The sequence below is a fragment of the Spirabiliibacterium mucosae genome (assembly GCF_014884965.1).
GTDB lineage: Bacteria > Pseudomonadota > Gammaproteobacteria > Enterobacterales > Pasteurellaceae > Spirabiliibacterium > Spirabiliibacterium mucosae.
This window is the reverse complement of the sequence record NZ_JABTBO010000032.1, coordinates 1-22558: the sequence shown is the minus strand read 5'-3', so window position 1 is coordinate 22558 and position 22558 is coordinate 1. Positions and strand designations below refer to the sequence as shown.

The window sequence follows — 22558 nt, the reverse complement described above, 5'->3', positions numbered from 1 at the left end:
TCGTTTTTAATTATCCTGAATCATCTTTATTAAAGTCAGTTAATAACATTGATCAACTCGGTATAAAACTTTTTTATATCCAATTCTTTTCTGCCTATAGATTATCTACTTTCAGAGCAGTAGGCGGTTTTCCTCAAAATGTTATTTTGGCTGAAGATATGTATATATGTGCAAAAATGATTTATGCTGGTTTTGAAGTGCTATATAATGCAAATGCTTGTGTCAATCATTCGCATAACTACTCGATTAAGCAGGAATTCCAGCGTTATTTTGATACAGGTGTATTTCACGAACAACAGCCTTGGATAACCCAAAAAATACCGCGTGTCAGCAATGAGGGTTTTAAGTTTGTATTATCAGAATTAGTCTTCTTATGGAAAAATCACCCTGTCTGGATTCCGTTTTCAATAATTTATACCTTTGTAAAATGGTTGGGTTTTAATCTTGGCAAAAATTGGTATCGGCTCCCTTCTATTTGCTTAATGTGGTTTAGTATGCATAAAAACTTTTGGAAATAATATGATAAATAAGAAAAGACACTATCCTAAAGTGAACAAACTTTTTTTAATCTTATGTGATTTTTTTTCACTCTGCATTGCCATTTTTCTTGCTTACTACCTTTCTTTCCCTGATGACTTCTCCCTTTCTGTTGAAGAATTTTATGATTCTGTTGTGCGTTTGAGTTTGTTTTTGTTTTCTGCGCTTGGGATTGTGGGCTGGATTTGGGTGGTTTATCGCCATTATACTTATCGCAAGCCCTACTGGGATGAGTTGAAAGATATTTATGTCACGCTCTTTATTGGCGCATTGATTAATCTTGCGCTTTTGGTGTTCACCAAAAATCATTTTTCGCTCTACACTTGGTGTTATATCTGGGTGCTCGCTGGTGTGCTGCTGCCTTTGGGCCGGATGTTGTGTAAAAAGGCTTTGCGTGAACTTGGCACATGGAATATGTCGTGCGCGCTGGTGTGTGATGCTCAGAGTTTGAAGGGCGCTTTTCAAGCCATCACAAGTGAGACCTATTTGGGCTACAATATCACTGCCATTGTGTTGCAAGGAGAGGAGAAAGAAAGCCCCGAGCAGATTAGCGGCGTGAAGTATATCACGCCACCAGAATTTTGGGTTCAATTGAACCAGTTCCAAAAGGTGTTTATAGCCTTTGATAATCAACATCAACCTTTGTTGGAGTGTTGGGTGCGCAAGCTCGCTAAAGAGGGGCTGCGTAATGTGTCAATTTTGCCACCACTGCGTGGTGTGCCACTTTATGATGCTGAGGTGTCTCACTTTTTTGGGCATGAGGCGATTGCGCTGCGCATTCATAATAATTTGGCCAAGCGTTCTTCACGCTTGGTTAAACGCACGTTTGACATCGTGGTGTCATCGTTTTTGTTGTTGCTTACAGCCCCTTTGTTTGGCTATTTGGTGTTGCGTATTCGTCAAGATGGTGGTGCAGCAACCTATAGCCAAGTGCGCATCGGGCGCAATGGCAAGGCATTCCATTGCTACAAATTTCGCACCATGGTCACCAATTCTGCTCAAGTGCTGCGTCAGTTATTGCACAGTGATCCTCAAGCAAGGCAAGAATGGTACACGCATTATAAGTTAAAAAACGACCCACGGGTCACGCCCATTGGTGCTTTGCTGCGCCGCACCAGCCTTGATGAACTGCCGCAATTGTGGAATGTGCTTAAAGGGGATATGAGCTTGGTCGGTCCGCGGCCAGTGATTCGCCCTGAATTAAAATTCTACGGCGATGATTTAATTTATTATTATATGGTGCGCCCGGGGCTTTCAGGGCTATGGCAAGTCAGTGGCCGCAGCGACACCGATTACCCAACGCGGGTATATCTTGACTGTTGGTATGTCAAAAATTGGGCGCTGTGGAATGACATCGTCATTCTAGCCAAAACCGCCAGCGTAGTGCTTAAGGGGAAGGGCGCTTATTAAACCGCACTTGCCCTTAACCCAACGCGTTGAGGGCATCTCCCACCTACTCATGTGAACGATTACAAATTATAAGTAGATCTAAGTAGATATAACAAGATCTAAGTAGATATAACAAGATCTAAGTAGATATAACAAGATCTAAGGGGTTATAAGTCGATATAAGTTTTTTATACACTTGTAAAGCATGTGACTTAGTCCAACCCAACAAAAAGCCACTATCTAGTGGCTTTTGTCGTTAAGTGGTGCGATTAGGCGTTTTCTTCGAAGCGTTTGGCGGCTTCGTCCCAGTTGACCACGTTCCAGAAGGCTTTGATGTAGTCTGGGCGGCGGTTTTGGTATTTCAAGTAGTAGGCGTGCTCCCACACGTCGAGGCCTAAAATTGGGTAGCCTTCGCAGCCGGCAATCTCTTTGCCCATGTATGGGTTGTCTTGGTTAGGGGTGGAAACCACGGCCAATTTGCCGTCTTTCACCACCAGCCATGCCCAGCCAGAGCCGAAACGTGTGGCGGCGGCTTTTTCAAATTCTGCTTTGAACGCATCCACAGAGCCGAAGTCGCGCTCGATGGCGTCTTTCAACTTGCCTTGCAAGGTGGTGTTGAGTTTCAAGCCTTTCCAGAACATAGAGTGGTTAACGTGGCCGCCGGCGTTGTTGCGCAGGGCAGTGCGTTTATCAGCTGGGATTTTATCCAAGTTTGAAACCAGCTCGATTGGGCATTTGTCGGCCCACTCTGGCAATGTTTCCAACACCGCGTTGGCATTGTTGACATACGCTTGGTGGTGTTTGGAGTAGTGAATTTCCATGGTTTCTTTGTCAAAGTGCGGTTCAAGGGCGTCAAAGGCGTAGCCCAGTTCAGGTAAGGTATAAGCCATAATCATTTCCTTTTTGTTGGGGTTGCTAGATAATTTGCCAGCCATTATAGCAAATTTTTTGATCGAGATCATTATTTTAACAAGTTATTAAAAAAGCGTGCACAAAGCACGCTTTTGATATCAAAGTGCGGTTATTTCGCTTTCACCGCGGTGAGCGCCACCATGTTGATGATCCGCCGCACAGAGGAAGTGGCGGTCAAAATGTGTGCTGGCGCTTTCAAGCCCATCAGCATTGGCCCGACGGTGATTGCCGTGGTGGCTGCGCGCAGGAGGTTGTAGCTGATGCGAGCTGCTTCCATGTTTGGCATCACCAGCAAATTGGCCGGCCCTTGCAGAGGGCTGTCTGGCATGATTTCTTGGCGCAGTTTTTCATTGAGGGCAATGTCGCCGTGCATTTCGCCGTCAATCACCAGCTCTGGGTCGCGGTCTTTCACCAGTTGCAACACCTCGCGCATTTTCACCGCACTTGGGTTGTTGTTTGAGCCGTAGTTGGAGTTGGAAATCAGCGCCACTTGCGGTTTGATGCCAAAGCGCGCCACCTCTTCTGCCGCCATCAAGGTGATGTCGGCCAGCTCTTCGGCGGTTGGGTTTTGGTTCACAAAAGTATCGGTGATGAACACATTCCCCGTTGGCATCACCAGGCTGTTGACCGTAGCCGGTACGTGTACGCCGTCTTGCAAGCCGATGATGTTGACCAAGGTTTTGAGGTGGTTGTTATAAGAGCCGACCAAACCGCAAATCATGCCATCGGCCTCACCAAGGGCGAGCAAGGTGGCGGCAATCGCCGTTGGGTTGCTGCGGATTTCGTATTTCGCCAGTGCGGGGGTCACGCCGTTGCGTTTGTTGAGCTCGTAATATTTTTGCCAGCATTGTTGGTAGCGTTCATCTTGCTCGATGTTGACCAATTCATAGTCCACACCAGCACTGAGATGCAAGCCCAATTTTTGAATGCGTTGGTCGATCACACTCGGCCGGCCAATCAGCACAGGGGTGGCGATGCCGAGGGTGGCAATTTCTTGCACGGCGTGCAACACGCGTGGCTCTTCGCCGTCGGCAAAGAGAATGCGTTTTTTCGCCAAACGCGCTTGGGCAAAAATCGGCTTCATGAACAAATTGGTTTTGTAGACAAACTGGGTCAAGCGCTCAACATAGAGATTGAAATCTTCAATTGGGCGCTGCGCCACGCCAGAGTCCATCGCCGCTTTTGCCACCGCAGGCGCGATTTTGATGATTAAACGTGGGTCAAACGGTTTCGGGATGAGGTATTCCGGCCCAAAGGCGAGATCTTGGTCGCCATAGGCGCTGCTGACCACTTCATTTTGCTCGGCGTGGGCCAGCTCGGCAATCGCTTTCACCGCGGCAAGTTTCATCTCTTCATTAATCGCGGTGGCACCCACGTCCAACGCGCCACGGAAGATGAACGGGAAGCACAAAACGTTGTTGACCTGATTCGGGAAGTCAGAGCGGCCCGTGCACACAATCGCATCAGGGCGCACAGCTTTGGCATCCGGTGGCAGAATTTCAGGGTCTGGGTTGGCGAGTGCGAGAATAATCGGGCTTTTCGCCATGGTTTTCACCATCTCTTGGGTTAATGCGCCTGCCGCTGAGCAGCCGAGGAAGATGTCAGCATTCGGGATCGCATCCGCCAACGTGCGGTTGCCGTTGTCTTCAATGGCGTAGAATTTTTGGTTTCATCCATGCGGTCGTAATCTTGGCGCTGTTTGTAGATCACGCCTTTGGAGTCGCACACGGTGATGTGTTCTTTTTTCATGCCGAGTGCGAGCAGCAAGTTCAAACACGCAATCGCCGAAGCCCCCGCGCCGGAGACGACGAGTTTGACATCCTCAAATTTTTTGTTCACCACGCGCAAGCCGTTGAGCACCGCGGCTGCACAGATGATGGCAGTGCCGTGTTGGTCGTCGTGGAAGACAGGAATGTTCATCTTCTCGCGCAGTTTTTTCTCGATATAAAAACACTCTGGCGCTTTGATGTCTTCAAGATTAATCCCGCCAAAGGTAGGCTCAAGGGCGGCGATAATTTCAACTAATTTGTCGGGGTCGCGCTCATCAATTTCAATGTCGAACACATCCACGCCGGCGAATTTTTTAAACAACACGCCTTTGCCTTCCATCACCGGCTTGCCTGCCAGTGCGCCAATGTTGCCAAGGCCGAGCACCGCGGTGCCGTTGGAGATCACCGCCACCAAATTGCCGCGTGCGGTGTATTTATAAGCCGCTAAAGGGTCATCTTTAATTTCTAAACAGGGAATGGCGACCCCAGGCGAGTAGGCCAGTGCCAAATCCCGCTGGGTGGCGAGGGATTTGGTTGGGGTAACTTCAATTTTGCCCGGGACGGGGAATTCATGAAAATCAAGTGCCGCTTGGCGAAGTTGTTTATCCATTATAAGCTCCTTTGAAATAGCTAAATGCAGCCGGCTGCATCGCGAATGGTTCAATTATACCCCTTTGCACCGCACTTTTAAGGTTGGAGATAGAACTCTGTGAAGCAGCACACAAAAATTTTGCGCTTTATGTTCGCCGATTACAGGTTACAATAGCTTTTTTAGCCAACAAGGAGCAAAAGTGCGGTTAGACAAATTTTTAGCCAAGCAAACAGGCTTGAGCCGCTCGCAGGTGACCAAGGTGCTGCGCGCAGGCGCGGTGGCGCTCAATGGCGCGGTGTGCAAATCGGGCGCGGCGCAAATCAGCGAGCAAGATGAGATTGTATTTGAAAAAAACAGTTGCATTGGGTGGCGCAAGGGCAGTATATTATGCTGAACAAACCTTCAGGTTATGTCTGCTCCCACGATGGGGCGGATTATCCAACCATCTATCAATTTTTTGATCACCCCTTGCGGACAACCTTGCATTGCGCAGGGCGCTTGGATATGGACACAACAGGCCTTGTGCTGTTGACCGATGATGGCCAATGGTCGCACCGCATCACATCACCCAAACATGATTGCGCCAAAACCTATTTAGTCAGCCTCGCTGACCCGATTGAAAGCGACTACGAGGCGCGCTTGGCGCAGGGCATTTTGCTGCGCGGTGAAAAAACGCCAACCAAGCCTGCTGAGTGTGAAATCCTCGACGATTACACACTGAATTTGACGATCAGCGAAGGGCGCTACCACCAAGTTAAACGGATGTTTGCCGCGCTTGGCAACAAAGTGGTCGGCTTGCATCGCTGGCGCATTGGCGGTGTTGCGTTGGATGAACACTTGGCTGAGGGCGAATTCCGTGCCCTGACCCCTGAGGAGTTGCAACGTTTTCAAGAATAACAATAATAAAGGAGTTTTATGACCCCATCTTCAGCTAATTTATCCCACCTGGGCAAAAGCCCAGTGTTTATTCTCATTCTCAGCACGATGGCGATGCTCACCCCGCTGGCGGTGGATATGTACCTGCCGGCATTTTTAGACATCGCGCGCGATCTCCACGTCAACGCGGAAAAAGTGCAAAACACACTGGCGCTCTTTACCATCGGCTTTGCCACCGGCCAGCTGATTTGGGGCCCGCTGGCCGACAGCTTCGGGCGTAAGCCTGCGATTATCATCGGCACCTTTGTGTTTGCCTTGACCGCACTTTGGTTAACGCACATCAGTGAAATTCACAATTTCTTGGTGCTGCGCTTTGTGCAGGGCTTTTTTGGCGCTGCGCCTGCGGTGGTGCTCGGCGCGCTGCTGCGGGATCTCTTTTCCAAAAATGAATTTGCCAAAATGATGTCGCTGGTGATGCTCATCTCGATGATTGCGCCGCTGCTGGCGCCGTTTATGGGTGGCTATATCGCCAAGTTTTTCCACTGGCATGCGATCTTTTATGTTCTCGCCGTGGCGGGCCTGCTCAGCTGCGTGCTGGTGTCGTGGAAGATCCCCGAATCCCACCCGAGAGAAAAACGCGTGCCATTGAGCCTGCGCATTGTGCTGCGTAACTTTGCCTCGCTGGTGCGGGTGCGCGCTGTGGTCGGCTATGTGCTGTGTACGGGCTTTTCGTTCGCGGGGATGTTCTGCTTTTTAACCTCCGGCTCGATTGTTTATATCGACATTTACGGCGTGGCGCCTGAGCATCTTGGTTACTTTTTTATTTTAAATATGCTGGTGTTGATTACGTTCACCATGATTAACTCGCGCGTGGTGGCGCGCTTTGGTGCGGAGACGATGTTGCGCTTTGGGCTCACCTTGCAGTTTATCGCCGGCTGCTGGCTGCTGCTGACCGCACTTTTCGATCTCGGCTTTTGGCCGATGGCGCTTGGCATTGCTTGTTACATCGGGATGATTTCGATGGTCACCTCCAACGCCATGGCCGCGATTTTAGACCGCTTCCCCCATGTGGCAGGCACGGCCAATTCACTGGCGGGCACTATCCGCTTTGGCATGGGCTCGGTGGCGGGTGTGCTGATTGCACTGGTGCCCGTGACCAGCGGCCGGCCGATGATGATCGCCATTTTCTGCTGCGTGCTGTGCGCCGCACTGAGTCACTTTTTTTTAAGTTACAAAACTAAGCACTAAAACGAAAAGTGCGGTCAAGTCGACCGCACTTTGTGTTTTTACGCGTTATCCAGCCCCATTTGCCAAAAGGCGATTTCCATATTCACGGCAGTGTTGAATTGCTTTTGCAACACCGCGTGCTGGCTTGCGGGCACGTCGCGCAACAGTTGGTTGAGCGTGTCAATCTCCGCGTGGCGCACGGCTTGGTATTCGTCACTTTTGTACATCGCAATCCAGCTGGCGTACGGGTTGTCGTCCGTGGTGTGATAGTGCGCGCCAATCTCGCCATAGCCGATGATGCACGGGGCGAGCGCGCAGTGCAAATTGGAAAGTCTGCCTTGCAGGCCAACATCAAGCACATAGCGAGTGTAGGCCACGGTGGCAGGGTGCTCGTCTAGCGCCATCAGTTGCGCTTGCCCCACGCCGTAGCTGGCGCAGTAATCAATATGCAGCCCAATTTCCACATCCAGCATGGCATTGATGCCCGCCTGCGCTTGGCGCATTTGGTCGATGTTGTCGCTTTTATAAAGAGCCAGCGCCCACGCGCGGGTGAACTGCAGCAAAAAGAGGTAATCTTGCTCGAGATAATATCGAAAGGCTTTGCGTGGCAGGCTGCCGTCGGCGAGTTGCTGCACAAAAGGGTGGTGAATGTAGTGTTGCCATTGCGGGCAATGGGCTTTGAGGTCGTCAAATGTCATAGGCGGCTCCTTTTTGTGCTATTTTTACACAAATTGCCCGCCAATGCGACGGTGTTATCGCTTAGTCAACCGCACTTTGCTTTTTTTGCGCTTTGATTTCTGCCCGTCGGCGTTGGAAAAAGGCGGAGAGCTTCTCACCGCACGGTTGCGCGAGCACGCCAGGCGTGACTTGCACCGCGTGGTTCATGACAAAATCGTTGAAGTAATGAAAGCGTGAGCCCACCGCGCCGGTTTTCGGGTCAAACGCGCCGAAGACTAAGCGCGCGATGCGGCTGTGGACAATGGCGCCGGCGCACATGGTGCACGGCTCCAAGGTGACATAAAGCGTGGTGCCGAGCAGGCGATAGTTGCCTAGGCGCTCGGCGGCTTGGCGGATGGCTTGAATCTCCGCGTGGGCGCTAGGGTCGTTGAGGCGAATCACACTGTTGAACCCCTCACCAAGCACTTCGCCCTCGCGGCTAACCAGCACCGCACCTACGGGCACCTCGCCGTGCTGCTCGGCCACATCGGCCAAGCGCAGGGCGTGGGTCATCCAAGCATTATCGTCCAACATGGCGCTTATCTGTCGCGGCGCTCGCGGCGTTTTTTCTGGAATTGCGGTTTGTCGCCACGGCTGTCAAAGCGGCCTTTGTTGGCGAATTTGCCGCCTTTGCCACCGCGTGGGCGTTCGTCGCGCGCGCCGTCTTTCACCGCCTCAACAAACGACATTTGCATCGGTTTATTCAGCACACGGGTTTTGTTGAACAAGCGCAGCAAATCTTGCGGCATATTTTGCGGCAATTCCACGGTCGAGTGGCTGTCGTAGAGCTTGATGTGGCCGATATAACGGCTGTCGATGTCGCCCTCATTGGCAATCGCGCCCACAATGTGCTTGACCTCCACACCGTCACCGCGGCCAACTTCAATGCGGTAGCGGTCCATCGGGATGTCGTTGCCACGCTCACGGCGGCTAGTGCGCTCATCGCGCTCACGTCGCCCGCCGCGCTCGGCTGAGCGTGGGTTCTCGCGCCGTTCACGGCGTTTTTCCATCGGCGCATCTGGCGGCAGGATCAATTTTTGCTTGCCTTGCAGCTGCATCATCATCGCACTGGCCAAATCCACCGTATCCATCTCTGGGAACATTTCTAATAGCAAAGTGCGGTATTGTTCAAGGCTGGCATGTTCAAGCTGCGCCAAAATGGTTTGCTTGAATTTTTCACGGCGGCACTGTTCGAGTTGCAGGTGGTTTGGCAGCTCGACTTCGTCGATGCGTTTTTTGGTCAGCTGCTCAATGTTGCGCAGCAAACGGCGCTCGCGTGGTTCCACAAACAGCAACGCACGCCCAGCTCGCCCCGCGCGCCCTGTGCGGCCAATGCGGTGAACGTAAGACTCCGCATCAAGCGGGATGTCGTAATTGACCACAAGGCTGATGCGATCCACATCCAAGCCGCGCGCGGCTACATCGGTTGCAATCAAAATATTCAGTGAACCATTGCGTAGGCGGTCAAGGGCCTGTTCACGCAATTGTTGGGTCATGTCGCCATTCAGTGCTGCACAGCTGTAGCCGTGGCGTTCAAGCAGGGTAGCGATGTCGAGGGTGGCCGTTTTGGTGCGGGTGAAGATAATTGCCGCATCAAAGGTTTCTACCTCCAAAAAGCGCAACAACGCCTCGTTTTTACGCACGCCGTGGACATACCAACATACTTGCGTGATGTCGGGCAAGTTTTGCGGGCTGGCTTGAATTTTCACCTCTTGCGGGTCACGCATAAAGCGGTGCGTGATGCGGCGAATCGGCGCCGGCATGGTGGCGGAGAAAAGTGCGGTTTGGTGCTGCTCAGGCAGCTTGCTCATCACCTCTTCCACATCGTCAATAAAGCCCATGCGCAGCATTTCGTCGGCTTCATCAAGCACCATAAAGCGCAGGCCGCTTAAATCCAGCGTGCCGCGGCGCAGGTGGTCTAAAATCCGCCCAGGGGTGCCCACCACCACTTGCGCGCCTTGGCGCAACGCACGCAGTTGGATGTCGTAACGCTGCCCGCCATAGAGGGTGACGCAGCGCACGCCATCAAGATATTTGCAAAATTGCTCACAGGCATCGGCCACTTGAATGGCCAGCTCGCGGGTTGGCGCCATCACCAAAATTTGTGGGCTGCGTTGCTCGGCGTCAAGCTGAGCGAGCAAAGGCAGCGAGAACGCGGCGGTTTTGCCGGAGCCAGTTTGCGCCATGCCGAGCACATCTTGGCCGTTTAATAAGAGTGGAATACACGCTTGCTGGATTGGCGACGGCTTGGTGAAGCCCATGTCGGTAACGGCGCGCAGTAGCGCCTGCGGCAAGCCTAAGTCGTTAAAGGTAATTGTTTGTTCTGTCATTTTTTACTCAATAGTGAAAAGCGCAATAGTGCGCAAATTAATCTTATGTCGTGATAGTCAAGTGTGAAACTAGTGTATATCGGTGACAACGTTTTTGTTTGATTTTTGCTCGTTGTTTAAGCGAGTGAGTTCAAACAGGGCAAAACGGTACTCAACGAAGTTAAACACTTGGTTTGCAATCGCGAGTTGAAACAACGCGCGCGCTTGCGGCACTTTTCCCAAATTGAGTTGTTGTTTTGCGAGATAAAAATAGGTTTCCGTCAGCATTTCAGCATACTGCGGCGAATAAGGCTGGGCAAACTGCGCCATGTCGGCCAGCAGCTGCTCATAGCTTATTCTACCTAAATAATAGTGCACAATGTGGGTGCCCCAAAAGCGCGCAGAAAGCCCCTGCGCACGCTGCGCGAGGTTGCTTTTCGCCTCTTGTGGCTTGTATTTCAGCTCATTTAAATACAACCATAAAGTGCGGTACGGATCGCTTTGATCCGCTTGATAAAATGCCAAAAAGTCGCGCTCAGCAAGGCCGAAGCGACCGGCATAATAAAACGTTAAGCCGCGGTTGAGATAGGCATAATCATAGCTTGGGTCAAGGTGCAACACCGAGTTGAAGGCATCGACCGCGCTGTCAAAGTCGCCATCAAGCAACAAATACAGCCCCAAATAGTTATACACCGCGGGCATTTTCGGCTCCAGCACCAAGGCTTGCGCAAAATCATAACGCGCCAGCGCCCACAGCCCAAGGCTGTCGTAAAGCACGCCGCGCTCAAAGTGCATATTCGCGCGCTCTGCCTTGCTCAACTTCGGCGTGAGATAGAGCATTTGGCCAAGGCGGGCGATCATCACCTCTTGGTCAAAATGCTGCATCGGGTTTTGCTCAGCCAACGGTGTGTTGGCCAAATTTTCCAGCGCTTTGTTCGAGCCATTAACACAGCCTAACAACAGCAACACAAAGGCAAGGGCAATGGCCTGCTTGCCTAAGTGAAGGGGGGAGAGCGCTGTGCGTGTCATCATCAAAGTGCGGTTACGCCTCGGTTGACTCGTCTTGCGCAGCTTGTTGGGCTTGCGCTTTTTTGCTGCCGTCGAGGTCACGCATGGTCAAGCGGATGCGGCCTTGGCGGTCGATTTCAACCACTTTCACTGGCACTTCTTGGCCAACGCTTAAGTAATCGGTCACTTTTTCAACGCGCTCTTCAGCGATTTGTGAAATGTGCACCAAGCCTTCTTTGTTGCCTACAATCGCAACAAAAGCGCCAAAGTCGGCAATGCGGGTGACTTTACCGTTATAGATGCCGCCCACTTCCACGTCAGCCACGATCTCTTCGATGCGGCTCATCACTTCTTTCGCGGCATTGTTGTCGGTGGCGGCAATTTTCACGGTGCCGTCGTCAGCAATGTCAATCGAGGTGCCAGTTTCTTCGGTCAACGCGCGGATAGTCGCGCCCCCTTTACCGATCACATCTTTGATTTTCTTCGGATCGATCTTCAAGGTGTGAATGCGCGGCGCGAAATCAGAGATCTCTTTGCGCGGTGCGCTGATGGCTTGTTGCATGGTATCTAAAATGTGCAAGCGCGCGCCTTTGGCTTGATTGAGGGCAATTTGCATAATTTCAGCGGTGATGCCTTCAATTTTAATGTCCATTTGCAGTGCGGTCACACCTTCTTTGGTGCCAGCGACTTTAAAGTCCATGTCGCCTAAGTGGTCTTCATCACCGAGAATATCAGAGAGCACCACAAATTTGTCATCGGATTTCACCAAGCCCATCGCGATCCCTGCCACAGCGGATTTGATTGGCACACCTGCATCCATCAACGCCAGAGAGGCGCCACACACAGAAGCCATGGAGGATGAACCGTTAGATTCAGTGATTTCAGATACCACACGCACAGTGTATGGGAATTCGTTAATGCTTGGCATCACAGCGGCCACACCACGTTTGGCTAAGCGGCCGTGTCCGATTTCACGGCGTTTTGGTGAGCCGATCATGCCGGTTTCGCCGACAGAATACGGTGGGAAGTTGTAGTGGAACAAGAAGTGATCGGTGCGCTCACCGGTGATGTCGTCAATGATTTGCGCATCGCGCTCGGTACCCAAGGTGGCCACTGCCAGTGACTGGGTTTCACCACGGGTGAACACGGCAGAGCCGTGGGTGCGTGGCAACACGCCAGTGCAGATGTCAAGCGCGCGTACAGTGTCCACGCTGCGGCCATCAATGCGTGGCTCGCCGGCTAAAATGCGGCTGCGCACGATTTGGCTTTCCAACTCGTGAATGATGTCGGTGATTTTGTTTTCGTTAATGGCGTCGTCTTCGTTGCCGTCCATGATCGCGGCCACCGTGTCGGCTTTGATTTGGTCAACCGCTTCGTAACGCGCTTGTTTTTCCGTGATGCGATAGGCCTCACCCAAGCGGCTTTCCGCTAATTCTTTAATGCGAGCAACCAAGCTCTCGTTTTGCGCAGGTGCGTCCCACTCCCAGCGTGGTTTGCCCGCTTCTTGCGCAAAGGCTTTGATGCTTTCCACCACCACTTGTTGTTGCTCGTGGCCGAACACCACCGCGGCTAACATTTGCTCTTCGCTTAAAATGTCCGCCTCCGATTCCACCATCAACACCGCTTTGTCGGTACCCGCAACCACCAAATCCAAGCGGCTTTGTTTGAGCTCTTCTTGGGTTGGGTTGAGCACGAATTGATCGTTAATAAAGCCCACACGCGCTGCGCCAATTGGGCCGTTGAATGGCACGCCAGAAAGAGTCAATGCCGCGCTGGCGCCAATCATGGCAACAATGTCTGGGCTCACTTGTGGGTTGACCGACACCACGGTGGCGATGATTTGAATTTCGTTAAAAAAGCCTTCCGGGAAGAGCGGGCGGATTGGGCGGTCAATCAAACGCGCAATCAAGGTTTCGCCTTCTGATGGGCGGCCTTCACGTTTGAAAAAGCCACCTGGGATGCGGCCAGCCGCGTAAGTGCGCTCTTGGTAGTTCACCGTCAGTGGGAAGAAGTCTTGGCCTTCACGCACCTCTTTTTTCGCCACCACGGTGACAAAAACGCTGGTGTCGTCCATGCTCGCCATCACAGCGGCTGTGGCTTGGCGCGCCATGGCGCCGGTTTCTAAGGTTACGGTGTGTTTGCCGTATTGAAATTGTTTTACGATAGGGGTCACAATAAGATCCTTATTTAATGGGTTAATCACACGCTTTTACCTTGCTCATTGCGACTAGCAAAAACCATCTCGCTCAAATGGCTTTTGATAGCCGCACGCATTTCGAAGGCAAAAGTCAGTCTATTATACAGCTTGAGGGCGTAATTGCGAATGATTTTGTAAAAGTGCGGTGTAAAGACGGAAAAACCGCACTTTACGTCAAAGTGCGGTTTTGTTTAAAAAGCTCTGTTAGAGCAATTTAAAATTACAGGCTTTCTGTGAAAGTACGAGTGATAACATCACGTTGTTGTTCTGGTGTCAATGAGTTGAAACGCACAGCGTAACCAGAAACACGGATAGTCAATTGTGGGTATTTTTCAGGGTGTTTTACCGCATCTTCCAATGTTTCACGACGCAATACGTTCACGTTCAAGTGTTGGCCACCTTCAACTTTCACAGTTGGGGCAACGTTAACTGGCAATTCACGATATTCGATTTTGCCAAGTTCGCTCACGGCAACCACTTGATCTTCTTCAAAGCCACCTTTTGCACACAGGCAACGCGCTTCACCTTTATCACTGTCTAATAACCAGAAAGAATTGAGCAGATCATCGTTAGCTGCTTGAGTAATTTGAATACCTTTAATCATAATAAACTCCAATGTAATTGTTGGGACTTGGTTAACTGGTTAAGATTTTATCAAATCGTTTGAAATTTTCAAATAAATTTAAATTAAATTTGCCTAGATCAAGTTATAAAAGTGCGGTGCGCAGGGTGAAATTGATATGTGTCAAAAATATCAAGCAAATCAATTGCCAATGTTAACTAATTTGATAATTAAATTTAACAAAGCAGTAACAAATAAAGCCAATTTTGGGCTGATTGAGGCAGGATTTCGACCGCACTTTTGGTTATAATGGCGAAAAAAAGAGGCAAATTATGAAACGTTGGGCAGATGTGCTGGCCGAGGAAAAACGCCAGCCGTATTTTCAGACCATTATGCAAAAAGTCAATCACGAAATTGCGCAAGGCAAAGTGATTTACCCACCCCATGAGGCGATTTTCAACGCCTTTCGCTTAACCGAATTTGACGCAGTGAAAGTGGTGATTTTAGGCCAAGACCCTTACCACGGCCCAGGCCAGGCGCACGGCTTGGCCTTTTCGGTGCGCCCGCACGTGCGCACGCCGCCTTCACTGGTGAACATCTATAAAGAGCTCAGCACAGATATCGACGGCTTCACCACGCCTAACCACGGCTATTTAAAAGCCTGGGCCGAGCGCGGCGTGCTGCTGCTCAACACCGTGCTGACCGTCGAGCAAGGCCGCGCGCACTCGCACGCGGATTTTGGCTGGGAAACTTTTACCGATCACGTCATCGCCAAACTGGAGCAAGAGCGCGAAAACTTGGTGTTTATGCTCTGGGGAGCGCACGCGCAAAAAAAGGGCAAGTTCATTGACCGCAATCGCCACTGCGTGCTCAGCGCGCCGCACCCCTCGCCGTTGTCGGCGCACCGTGGCTTTTTAGGCTGCCGGCATTTTTCACAAGCCAATGCCTATTTGCGTGAGCACGATATCGCGCCGATTGACTGGCAGCTGCCGGCGCGCGTGAAGGATTAGGCTGGCGCGCGCAGTTTTGCTATACTCAGCCGTAATGTTAAAGGAGGCGATATGTTAGCCATTATTTCACCAGCTAAAACGCTGGATTACCAATCCGAGGTGCCGTCAATGCACTTCACCCAACCTGCGTTGTTAGACCACAGCGCCGAATTGATGAAAACCTGCCGCGCACTCACCCCGGCCGAGATTGGCTCCCTGATGAAAATCAGCGACAAACTCGCCGGCCTCAACGCCGCGCGCTTTAGTGAATGGCAAAAAACGCACAATGAAGACAACGCCCGCGCTGCGCTGTTTGCTTTCAAGGGCGATGTGTACACCGGCCTTGACGCGCCAAGCCTCACCCATGACGAAATCCGTTTTGCCCAAAAGCACCTGCGGATGCTCTCAGGGCTTTACGGCGTGCTCAAGCCGCTCGATTTAATGCAGCCCTATCGCTTGGAAATGGGCACCAAATTGAAAAACGATCGCGGTGCCAATTTATACGAATTTTGGGGTGATATCGTCACCCAAGCGCTTGAAAAAGCGCTGGAAAAACAAGGTGATGACGTGCTGATTAATTTGGCGTCTGATGAATACTACAAAGTGGTGCGCCCTGAAAAACTCAACGCGCGCATCATCAAGCCGGTGTTTTTGGATTACAAAAACGGCAAATATAAAGTGATCAGCTTTTATGCCAAAAAAGCCCGCGGCATGATGTGCCGCTATATGGTGCAAAATCAAATCACCGAGCCAGAAGCCCTGCAAGGGTTTGATTTGGGAGGCTACGGCTTTGACAAGGCGCAATCGAGCCAAGATGAGTGGGTTTTCACCCGCCGAGAACAGGAGTAATTATGCGTTTTACTTTGCTTTTGACCGCACTTTTATTATCCGCGTGTACCAGCGCGCCGCAAAAGGGCAGTGCGCCGCACAACCACAATAGCCAGCGCTTTGTGCCGCCGGCGGCGGTGGACGTGTTTGGCAAGCATTATGTGCGTGGCAAAACGGTGGATTTGATTGAAATGCAAAAACACCGCTACAGCCCCACCGCCAAAGGCGTGCTGAAAGAAAAGGTCACGCTCTTTTTTGACCAAAACCGCCGTGCCATGAGCCTGCAACAGCGCCTTGCCTTGCGCCAGCGCAGCTACCAGCGCAGCCACACGTGGGCGGATTTGGCGATTGCCGACAATCACCTTTATTCCACCGTGATTTATCGCCCCAGCGCGCAGTACCGCAACTATGGCATAGAGCTAACCAAGGGCAAAAATATTGCCAAGTGCGGTTATCTCGAGCTGCAATACAGCTACGCCGTGGCGCCAACATCGGCTAGTCAACTTGAACGGGAGATTATCCCGCAAGCGCGTGCGGGCATGGCACAGTTGCAACGCCAGCCGCTGACCTGGGCGTGCCGTTAAGATGTCGGAGCGTTATGGCCTACTGGTGCGCCGCGCCTCGATGTTGGCGGTGGCGACCGCACTTTTACTGATTGTGATCAAAGGTGCGGCGTGGTGGATGACCGGCTCGGTGAGTATGCTCGCCTCGATTGCCGACTCGCTGCTGGATTTGCTGGCCTCGTTCACCAGCATGTTGATTTTGCGCTTTTCTTTGATGCCGGCGGACGACAACCACTCCTTTGGCCACGGCAAGGCCGAATCGCTGGCCAGTCTGATGCAAGGCGCGTTTATCTCTGGCTCCGCGATCTTTTTGTTGCTGCAAGGCATTGAGCGCTTGATTAACCCGCAGCCTGTTTCTTCCGTGTGGCTCGGTACAGTGGTGACGGTGATTTCGATTGGCTTCACGCTGGCGCTGGTGTATTACCAACGTTATGTGATTGCGCAAACCCAAAGCCCCGCGATCAAAGCCGACAAACTGCATTACCAAACCGACTTGCTAATGAACGTGGCGGTGTTGCTGTCGTTGATTTTAAGCGGTTATGGCTTTGCCTACGCCGATGGGCTTTTTGCCCTGTTGATTGCACTGTATATTTTCATCAGCGCGGGCAAAATGCTGTTTGATGCGGTGCAGCTGTTGCTCGATCGCGCCTTGCCTGACGACGAAGTGGCGCAAATTTGGGCGATTGCCCGCGAGCAGGCCGATGTGATTGGCATTCACGACCTGCGCACTCGCCGCTCGGGGGCGGTGCGGTTTATCCAGCTGCATGTAGAGCTTGACGACAACTTGCCGCTATGGCGCGCCCACCAAATCACCGACGACCTTGAGCATCGCCTGCTGGCCACCTTCCCGCTGTCAGACATCATTATTCACCAAGAGCCGACCAGTTTGGTGCAGCAAGAGGCGCAAACGCAAGGGAGTTTGGGCTAAATCAAAAAATGTGGTGAAAACGCAATTTTTGCTTTAGCGCAGGGCGAGGATAGTGTAATCTTGCACACAATTATTTTTCAATTTTTCTAAAATTATAGGGTATGACAATGGTAAAGAAAATAGCAGTATTAACCAGTGGTGGTGACGCCCCTGGCATGAATGCCGCGATTCGTGGCGTGGTGCGTGCCGCGCTCTATGAAGGCATGGAAGTTTACGGCATCTACGACGGCTATTTGGGTTTGTCGCAAAACAAAATCAAAAAGCTGGAGCGCCACTCCGTTTCCGACATCATCGGCCGTGGAGGTACATTTTTAGGCTCTGCGCGCTTCCCTGATTTCAAAAAGCCCGAAGTGCGCGCCCATTGTGTTGACATTTTGCGCGCTCACGGCATTGATGCCTTGGTTGTGATCGGCGGGGACGGCTCCTACATGGGGGCGAAATTGCTCACTGAAGAGCATAATTTCCCGTGCATCGGCATCCCAGGCACCATCGACAACGACGTGGCCGGCACCGATTACACCATCGGCTTTCAAACCGCACTTGAGATTGTGCTCGATGCCATCGACCGCCTGCGCGACACCTCAAGCTCGCACCAACGGGTGTCGATCATCGAAATCATGGGCCGCTACTGTGGTGATTTGACTTTGGCGGCAGCGATTGCCGGTGGCTGTGAGTTCATCGTGGTGCCAGAGCGCCCATTTGAGCGCGAAGCGCTGATCAAAAAAGTGGAATACGGCTTTGAGCGCGGCAAACGTCATGCGATTATCGCCATCACCGAGCACATTTGTGATGTCACCGAACTGGCAGAAGAGATTGAAGAACGCGTGAAACTCGAAGCCCGCGCCACCATTTTAGGCCACATTCAACGCGGCGGCTCACCGTGTGCCTTTGACCGCATTTTGGCCTCCCGCATGGGGGTTTATGCCGTGGAATTGCTCAAACAAGGCTTTGGTGGCCGCTGTGTGGGCATCCAAAACGAAAAACTGGTACACCACGACATCATTGATGCGATCAAAATATGCGCCGGCCGTTCAAAGCCGACTGGTTTGAAACCTCGCGCAAATTGTATTAATACACCTCTTGCTGACACAAACCGCACTTTGCCTAAAAGTGCGGTTTTTAATTTTCCATCGCCTCTTTAAAATGCCGCCGGCACACGGAGAGGTAGCGGTCATTGCCGCCAATTTCAATTTGCGCGCCAGCTTTCACCACCTCACCTTGCTCATTCATACGCAGCACAAAATTGGCCTTGCGCCCGCAAAAGCAGATGGTTTTCAGCTCTTCGAGTTGATCCGCCCACGCCAATAAATATTGGCTGCCTTCAAAGAGTTCGCCTTGGAAATCGGTACGCAGGCCATAGCACAGCACAGGGATGTTGAGTTTATCCACCACGTCGCTGAGTTGATAGACTTGCTGCTTGGTCAAAAATTGCGCTTCATCCACCAAAATACAATTTAACGGCTGGCGTTGATGTTGTTCACGAATATGGCTAAACAGATCGGTCTCAGCATTAAAAGTATGCGCCTGCTCGCTGATGCCAATGCGCGAGGTCACCTTGGCTTGGCCAAAGCGGTCATCAATCGCGGCGGTGTAGATCAGCGTGTGCATATTGCGCTCACGGTAGTTGTAAGACGATTGCAGCAAGGTGGTGGATTTGCCGGCGTTCATGGAGGAGTAATAAAAATAGAGCTTGGCCATAATCAGACAGAATAATTGCAATTGGCTTATGCTACCACAGTGCGCTATTTTCGCCAATTGTTGGATTGTTTAGACAAGCGCGGCGCTTGACTCTATAATGCCCTCATGAGATTGAACGAAGGACACAGCATGCAGTTTTCTAAAATGCACGGCTTAGGCAACGATTTTATGGTGCTTGATGGCGTGACGCAAAACGTCTATTTAACCGATGCCATCATCCGCCAACTGGCTGACCGCCACCGCGGCGTGGGGTTTGACCAGCTCTTGCTGGTGGAGCCACCTTATGACCCTGATGTGGATTTTCACTACCGCATTTTCAACGCCGACGGCAGTGAAGTGGCGCAGTGTGGCAATGGTGCGCGCTGCTTTGCCCGCTTTGTGCAGCTCAAGGGCTTGACGCACAAAAAAGAGATCAAAGTCAGCACCCAAAAGGGCAAGATGACCCTCACCATTGGCGACGATCAACACATTCGCGTGAACATGGGCCAGCCGATTTGGGAGCCGGCGAAGGTGCCGTTTATCGCCAACAAATTTGAGAAAAATTATATCCTGCGCACCGAGCTTGAAACCGCACTTTGCGGTGTGGTGTCGATGGGCAACCCCCATTGCGTGCTGACAGTTGACAGCGTCGAGCGCGCGCCGGTGTTAAAGCTCGGCGCACTGCTTGAGTGCCACGAGCGCTTCCCAGAGCGGGCGAATATCGGCTTTATGCAAATTCTCAGCCGGCGAGCCATCAAGCTGCGCGTGTTTGAGCGCGGCGCGGGCGAAACCCAAGCCTGTGGCTCTGGTGCCTGCGCGGCGGTGGCGGTGGGCATTATGCAAGGCGCGCTGGATGACAGTGTAGAGGTGCAACTGCCTGGTGGCACATTGTGGATTGACTGGCGCGGCGAGGGCCAGCCGCTTTATATGCGCGGTGACGCGGTGCATGTGTATGACGGGTATATTCGATTGTGAGTGATATTATGGATGAGATCAGTGAAAGTGCGGTTGAGGCTTATCTAAAAGCCCATCCTGAGTTTTTTCAACGCCATCAAGCGCTGCTCGACAGCCTTGAGATTCATCACCACGAAAAAGGCGTGCTGTCGTTGGTGGAGGCAAAACTGCAACGCCAGCGCGAGCAACTGGCGATGCAAGAATATGAGCTTTCCACCCTGCGCACCATCGCCGAGCACAACGAGCGGATGTTTTTCAGCTTGTTGCCTTTGCAAGAGCGGTTAAGCAAAAGCAAAACGTTTAGCCAAGGCATGGCAGCATTGCAAGAGTGGACAACCGCACTTGGGCTTTTAAAAGGCACGGTGCTAGTCTTTCGTGACAGCTGGGAGGCGAGCGAGGCCATCCCGAGCGAAAATTGGCTCGATCGCAGCGCATTTGAAATCATCCGCCTGGAGCGCTTTGGCCTTAAGCGGCATTATCTTGGCAAGCTCACCCATCGTGAAAAAACTTTAATGTTCTTGCCGGAGGATTTCCCGCTCGGTTCGGTGGCGTTTTGCCTGCTTGGCAAGCGCCAATCGAAAAAGCCGTACACCGCGGTGCTGGTCTTCTCCGCTCGTGATGAGCGCCATTTCCACCCAGGGCAAGATACCACCTTTTTGCAGCAACTCGCCGAGGTGGTTGAGCGCCAACTCAATTATTGGCTGATTGAGCGTATCTGATGAGCGAGCTTGAAGCACCGCTGAAGGGCTACCTTGATTTTTTGCGCATTGAGCGAGGCCTGAGTGCGCAAACGCTGGAGAATTACAGCCGCCAGCTGCTGCAAATCATCGCGATATTGCGCGATTACGACATCACGCACTGGCAGCAAGTCGACAGCGCCGTGGTGCGCTTTGTGCTGGCCAAAAGCCACCAGCAAGGGCTCAATGCCAAAAGTTTGGCGCTGCGCCTGTCCAGCCTGCGTGGCTTTATGCGCTATTTGCTCGCTCAAGAGATCATTCAATCCAACCCTGCCGAGAGTGTTTCTGCGCCCAAGCAGCCGAAGCATTTGCCGAAGAATATGGACGCCGAGCAAATCACGCAGTTGCTAGAGAGCGACAGCCAAGAGCCGATTGACCTGCGCGATGTGGCGATGATGGAGCTGATGTACAGCGCGGGGCTGCGGTTGAGCGAATTGCAGCAACTCAACGTGCAAGATGTGTCAGGTCGCGCGCGCGAGCTGCGCGTAGTCGGTAAAGGCAACAAAGAGCGGATTTTGCCCTATGGCCGCTTTGCCGCCCAAGCCATCAAACGCTGGCTGGCGGTGCGCGCGCTGTTCAACCCCGAAGACGACGCGCTTTTTGTCAGCCAACGCGGCAAGCGCATCAGCCACCGCGCCATTCAGCAACGGATGGAATTGTGGGGCAAACGCCAAGGGATCAAATCCCACCTCAACCCACATAAATTGCGCCACTCTTTTGCCACTCATATGCTGGAATCCAGCGCTGATTTGCGCGCAGTGCAGGAGCTTTTAGGCCACGCCAATTTATCCACCACGCAAATTTATACTCACCTCGATTTTCAACACTTGGCGGATGTTTACGACAGCGCCCACCCACGCGCCAAGCGCAAAAAATAGCTAGATTTCACGCAACTTGCCCTTGCATTTGCGGCAGGTGTAAACCGCACTTTGTGTTTTGATCCGTTGGTGCTGGCGTTGCCCAAGCTGATGAATTTGGCAATCGCATTGATACGCCACGCTGTTGCGGCGCACCGCGGTGATGTCGTATTCGTGATACACACTCGCCGGCAGCTTAAACACCTCTTCCATCACAAAGCGCCACTCCCGCCCGTGTGGCTTGGCGCGCCGGCCGTATTGTTGGTAGACAATCAAATGCGCCAACTCGTGCGGCACGGTTTCGCGGATGAAGTGTTCAGCATTTTCGGCAAGCAAGGTGGGGTTGAGGCGGATTTCATTTTGTTGTAGATACGCCACACCCGCCTTGAGCCCGCGGACGTTGTAGGTAACCGTCGGCATGGGAAAAGTGCGGTTAAACTGCGCCTGCGCAAGCTCAATGCACGCACGCAACCGGCGTTGGATTTGGATGGATAATATGCGTTGGTTCATGGGGCTATGATACGGTTTTGTGTGGTGTTGTAAAGCGCGCAACCGCACTTTTGGTTTTGTTTAGCATTTTGAGCTGGCGCTCGGCGCATACGTTTATCACTCCGGCATAACCGTTGTTTTTCCTTGTTCTCTTTCATAACTCCGTCATCACGCTACGGTTTCGCCGTTGGCGACTTCCTTTCTTTGCTTGTCCAAAGAAAGGAAGCAAAGAAACGACAATGGCCCCTGTCCATAAGATATTCGCTTAGCGCCAAATTGCTACTCACTGAGGGATCAAACCCTCCCTCGCCTAGCACTTTAGGCACACGCTCAGCATCTTATTCCGGGGGTGATCGTATAATCGAGATTTTAATTTTGAAAAGGCAAAGTGCGGTTTTGAGGTGGCTTAAAAGTGCGGTTAGCGGTGGTTTAAAAGTGCGG

The 22558-nt window shown here is 52.0% G+C and carries 19 protein-coding genes and 3 pseudogenes; 12 read left to right on the top strand and 10 right to left on the bottom strand.

Features of this window, described 5'->3' with window-relative positions; translation table 11 throughout:
• Together HPC37_RS09960 and wbaP are read left to right on the top strand one after the other, a co-directional pair.
• A partial coding sequence (locus HPC37_RS09960; protein ID WP_486669398.1) for a glycosyltransferase family 2 protein occupies window positions 1-518 on the top strand: 518 nt, incomplete at its 5' end.
• Between the two features lies 1 nt (window position 519).
• Entirely contained in the window at window positions 520-1947 is a 1428-nt protein-coding gene (wbaP, locus tag HPC37_RS09955; RefSeq protein WP_208122966.1) for an undecaprenyl-phosphate galactose phosphotransferase WbaP, read from the top strand.
• A 248-nt stretch (window positions 1948-2195) separates the two neighbouring features.
• Here wbaP and sodA read toward each other — a convergent pair whose 3' ends face one another.
• Window positions 2196-2816, bottom strand: coding sequence for a superoxide dismutase [Mn] (gene sodA / locus HPC37_RS09950; RefSeq protein WP_208122965.1), 621 nt, complete (start codon window positions 2814-2816; stop codon window positions 2196-2198).
• A gap of 131 nt (window positions 2817-2947) precedes the next feature.
• Window positions 2948-5217: pseudogene (locus HPC37_RS09945) on the bottom strand (NADP-dependent malic enzyme).
• Window positions 5218-5398: 181 nt separating this feature from the next.
• Between HPC37_RS09945 and rsuA the strand changes: the two are divergent.
• A pseudogene (gene rsuA, locus HPC37_RS09940) lies at window positions 5399-6096 on the top strand (16S rRNA pseudouridine(516) synthase RsuA).
• An 18-nt stretch (window positions 6097-6114) separates the two neighbouring features.
• Window positions 6115-7323, top strand: a complete 1209-nt coding sequence (locus HPC37_RS09935) for a Bcr/CflA family multidrug efflux MFS transporter (protein WP_208122964.1) — start codon at window positions 6115-6117, stop codon at window positions 7321-7323.
• 38 nt (window positions 7324-7361) lie between these two features.
• Here the strand turns inward: HPC37_RS09935 and tenA are convergent, their stop codons facing one another.
• From tenA to grcA, 6 genes are all read right to left on the bottom strand, one after another.
• On the bottom strand, window positions 7362-8000 hold the full coding sequence (tenA, locus tag HPC37_RS09930) for a thiaminase II (protein ID WP_208122963.1): 639 nt from the start codon (window positions 7998-8000) through the stop codon (window positions 7362-7364).
• A gap of 61 nt (window positions 8001-8061) precedes the next feature.
• A complete protein-coding gene (tadA, locus tag HPC37_RS09925) occupies window positions 8062-8553 on the bottom strand; it encodes a tRNA adenosine(34) deaminase TadA (protein WP_208122962.1) in 492 nt (163 codons plus the stop codon).
• Between the two features lie 5 nt (window positions 8554-8558).
• A complete protein-coding gene (locus HPC37_RS09920; RefSeq protein WP_208122961.1) occupies window positions 8559-10349 on the bottom strand; it encodes a DEAD/DEAH box helicase in 1791 nt (596 codons plus the stop codon).
• A gap of 69 nt (window positions 10350-10418) precedes the next feature.
• On the bottom strand, window positions 10419-11360 hold the full coding sequence (gene nlpI / locus HPC37_RS09915) for a lipoprotein NlpI (protein ID WP_282435415.1): 942 nt from the start codon (window positions 11358-11360) through the stop codon (window positions 10419-10421).
• 10 nt (window positions 11361-11370) lie between these two features.
• Complete coding sequence (gene pnp / locus HPC37_RS09910; protein ID WP_208122960.1) at window positions 11371-13509, bottom strand: polyribonucleotide nucleotidyltransferase; 2139 nt, start codon at window positions 13507-13509, stop codon at window positions 11371-11373.
• Window positions 13510-13753: 244 nt separating this feature from the next.
• Window positions 13754-14137, bottom strand: a complete 384-nt coding sequence (gene grcA / locus HPC37_RS09905; RefSeq protein ID WP_208119771.1) for an autonomous glycyl radical cofactor GrcA — start codon at window positions 14135-14137, stop codon at window positions 13754-13756.
• A gap of 290 nt (window positions 14138-14427) precedes the next feature.
• On the opposite strand from grcA, the gene ung reads away from it, so the two are divergent.
• The 5 genes and pseudogenes from ung to pfkA all read left to right on the top strand — a co-directional run bounded on the left by ung (window position 14428) and on the right by pfkA (window position 18475).
• Window positions 14428-15105 carry a uracil-DNA glycosylase gene (ung, locus tag HPC37_RS09900; protein WP_208122959.1) on the top strand — a complete coding sequence of 226 codons (678 nt, stop codon included), beginning with the start codon at window positions 14428-14430 and terminating at the stop codon, window positions 15103-15105.
• 51 nt (window positions 15106-15156) lie between these two features.
• Window positions 15157-15933 carry a peroxide stress protein YaaA gene (yaaA, locus tag HPC37_RS09895; RefSeq protein WP_208122958.1) on the top strand — a complete coding sequence of 259 codons (777 nt, stop codon included), beginning with the start codon at window positions 15157-15159 and terminating at the stop codon, window positions 15931-15933.
• Window positions 15934-15935: 2 nt separating this feature from the next.
• Window positions 15936-16496, top strand: coding sequence for a hypothetical protein (locus HPC37_RS09890; RefSeq protein ID WP_208122957.1), 561 nt, complete (start codon window positions 15936-15938; stop codon window positions 16494-16496).
• 1 nt (window position 16497) lies between these two features.
• Window positions 16498-17403, top strand: coding sequence for a cation diffusion facilitator family transporter (locus tag HPC37_RS09885; RefSeq protein ID WP_208122956.1), 906 nt, complete (start codon window positions 16498-16500; stop codon window positions 17401-17403).
• 107 nt (window positions 17404-17510) lie between these two features.
• Window positions 17511-18475: pseudogene (gene pfkA / locus HPC37_RS09880) on the top strand (6-phosphofructokinase).
• A 47-nt stretch (window positions 18476-18522) separates the two neighbouring features.
• Here the strand turns inward: pfkA and HPC37_RS09875 are convergent.
• Entirely contained in the window at window positions 18523-19101 is a 579-nt protein-coding gene (locus tag HPC37_RS09875) for a thymidine kinase (protein ID WP_208122967.1), read from the bottom strand.
• A gap of 129 nt (window positions 19102-19230) precedes the next feature.
• On the opposite strand from HPC37_RS09875, the gene dapF reads away from it, so the two are divergent.
• Genes dapF through xerC form a run of 3 tightly spaced genes read left to right on the top strand, consistent with a single transcriptional unit; the run spans window position 19231 to window position 21649 of the window.
• A complete protein-coding gene (gene dapF, locus HPC37_RS09870) occupies window positions 19231-20055 on the top strand; it encodes a diaminopimelate epimerase (RefSeq protein WP_208122955.1) in 825 nt (274 codons plus the stop codon).
• Between the two features lie 8 nt (window positions 20056-20063).
• Complete coding sequence (locus tag HPC37_RS09865) at window positions 20064-20753, top strand: DUF484 family protein (protein ID WP_208122954.1); 690 nt, start codon at window positions 20064-20066, stop codon at window positions 20751-20753.
• Complete coding sequence (gene xerC, locus HPC37_RS09860) at window positions 20753-21649, top strand: tyrosine recombinase XerC (RefSeq protein ID WP_208122953.1); 897 nt, start codon at window positions 20753-20755, stop codon at window positions 21647-21649. The genes HPC37_RS09865 and xerC overlap by 1 nt, the downstream gene beginning before the upstream one ends.
• Here the strand turns inward: xerC and HPC37_RS09855 are convergent, their stop codons facing one another.
• A complete protein-coding gene (locus HPC37_RS09855; RefSeq protein WP_208122952.1) occupies window positions 21650-22138 on the bottom strand; it encodes a SprT family zinc-dependent metalloprotease in 489 nt (162 codons plus the stop codon).
• Window positions 22139-22558: the final 420 nt, after the last annotated feature.

Coding starts and splice junctions, on each gene's coding strand:
- tenA (WP_208122963.1), bottom strand. CDS start 8,000: ATGACATTTGACGACCTCAAAGCCCATTGCCCGCAATGGCAACACTAC.
- tadA (WP_208122962.1), bottom strand. CDS start 8,553: ATGTTGGACGATAATGCTTGGATGACCCACGCCCTGCGCTTGGCCGAT.
- sodA (WP_208122965.1), bottom strand. CDS start 2,816: ATGGCTTATACCTTACCTGAACTGGGCTACGCCTTTGACGCCCTTGAA.
- HPC37_RS09935 (WP_208122964.1), top strand. CDS start 6,115: ATGACCCCATCTTCAGCTAATTTATCCCACCTGGGCAAAAGCCCAGTG.
- grcA (WP_208119771.1), bottom strand. CDS start 14,137: ATGATTAAAGGTATTCAAATTACTCAAGCAGCTAACGATGATCTGCTC.
- HPC37_RS09875 (WP_208122967.1), bottom strand. CDS start 19,101: ATGGCCAAGCTCTATTTTTATTACTCCTCCATGAACGCCGGCAAATCC.
- HPC37_RS09890 (WP_208122957.1), top strand. CDS start 15,936: ATGCGTTTTACTTTGCTTTTGACCGCACTTTTATTATCCGCGTGTACC.
- HPC37_RS09865 (WP_208122954.1), top strand. CDS start 20,064: ATGGATGAGATCAGTGAAAGTGCGGTTGAGGCTTATCTAAAAGCCCAT.
- yaaA (WP_208122958.1), top strand. CDS start 15,157: ATGTTAGCCATTATTTCACCAGCTAAAACGCTGGATTACCAATCCGAG.
- dapF (WP_208122955.1), top strand. CDS start 19,231: ATGCAGTTTTCTAAAATGCACGGCTTAGGCAACGATTTTATGGTGCTT.
- HPC37_RS09885 (WP_208122956.1), top strand. CDS start 16,498: ATGTCGGAGCGTTATGGCCTACTGGTGCGCCGCGCCTCGATGTTGGCG.
- HPC37_RS09920 (WP_208122961.1), bottom strand. CDS start 10,349: ATGACAGAACAAACAATTACCTTTAACGACTTAGGCTTGCCGCAGGCG.
- ung (WP_208122959.1), top strand. CDS start 14,428: ATGAAACGTTGGGCAGATGTGCTGGCCGAGGAAAAACGCCAGCCGTAT.
- HPC37_RS09855 (WP_208122952.1), bottom strand. CDS start 22,138: ATGAACCAACGCATATTATCCATCCAAATCCAACGCCGGTTGCGTGCG.
- nlpI (WP_282435415.1), bottom strand. CDS start 11,360: ATGATGACACGCACAGCGCTCTCCCCCCTTCACTTAGGCAAGCAGGCC.
- xerC (WP_208122953.1), top strand. CDS start 20,753: ATGAGCGAGCTTGAAGCACCGCTGAAGGGCTACCTTGATTTTTTGCGC.
- wbaP (WP_208122966.1), top strand. CDS start 520: ATGATAAATAAGAAAAGACACTATCCTAAAGTGAACAAACTTTTTTTA.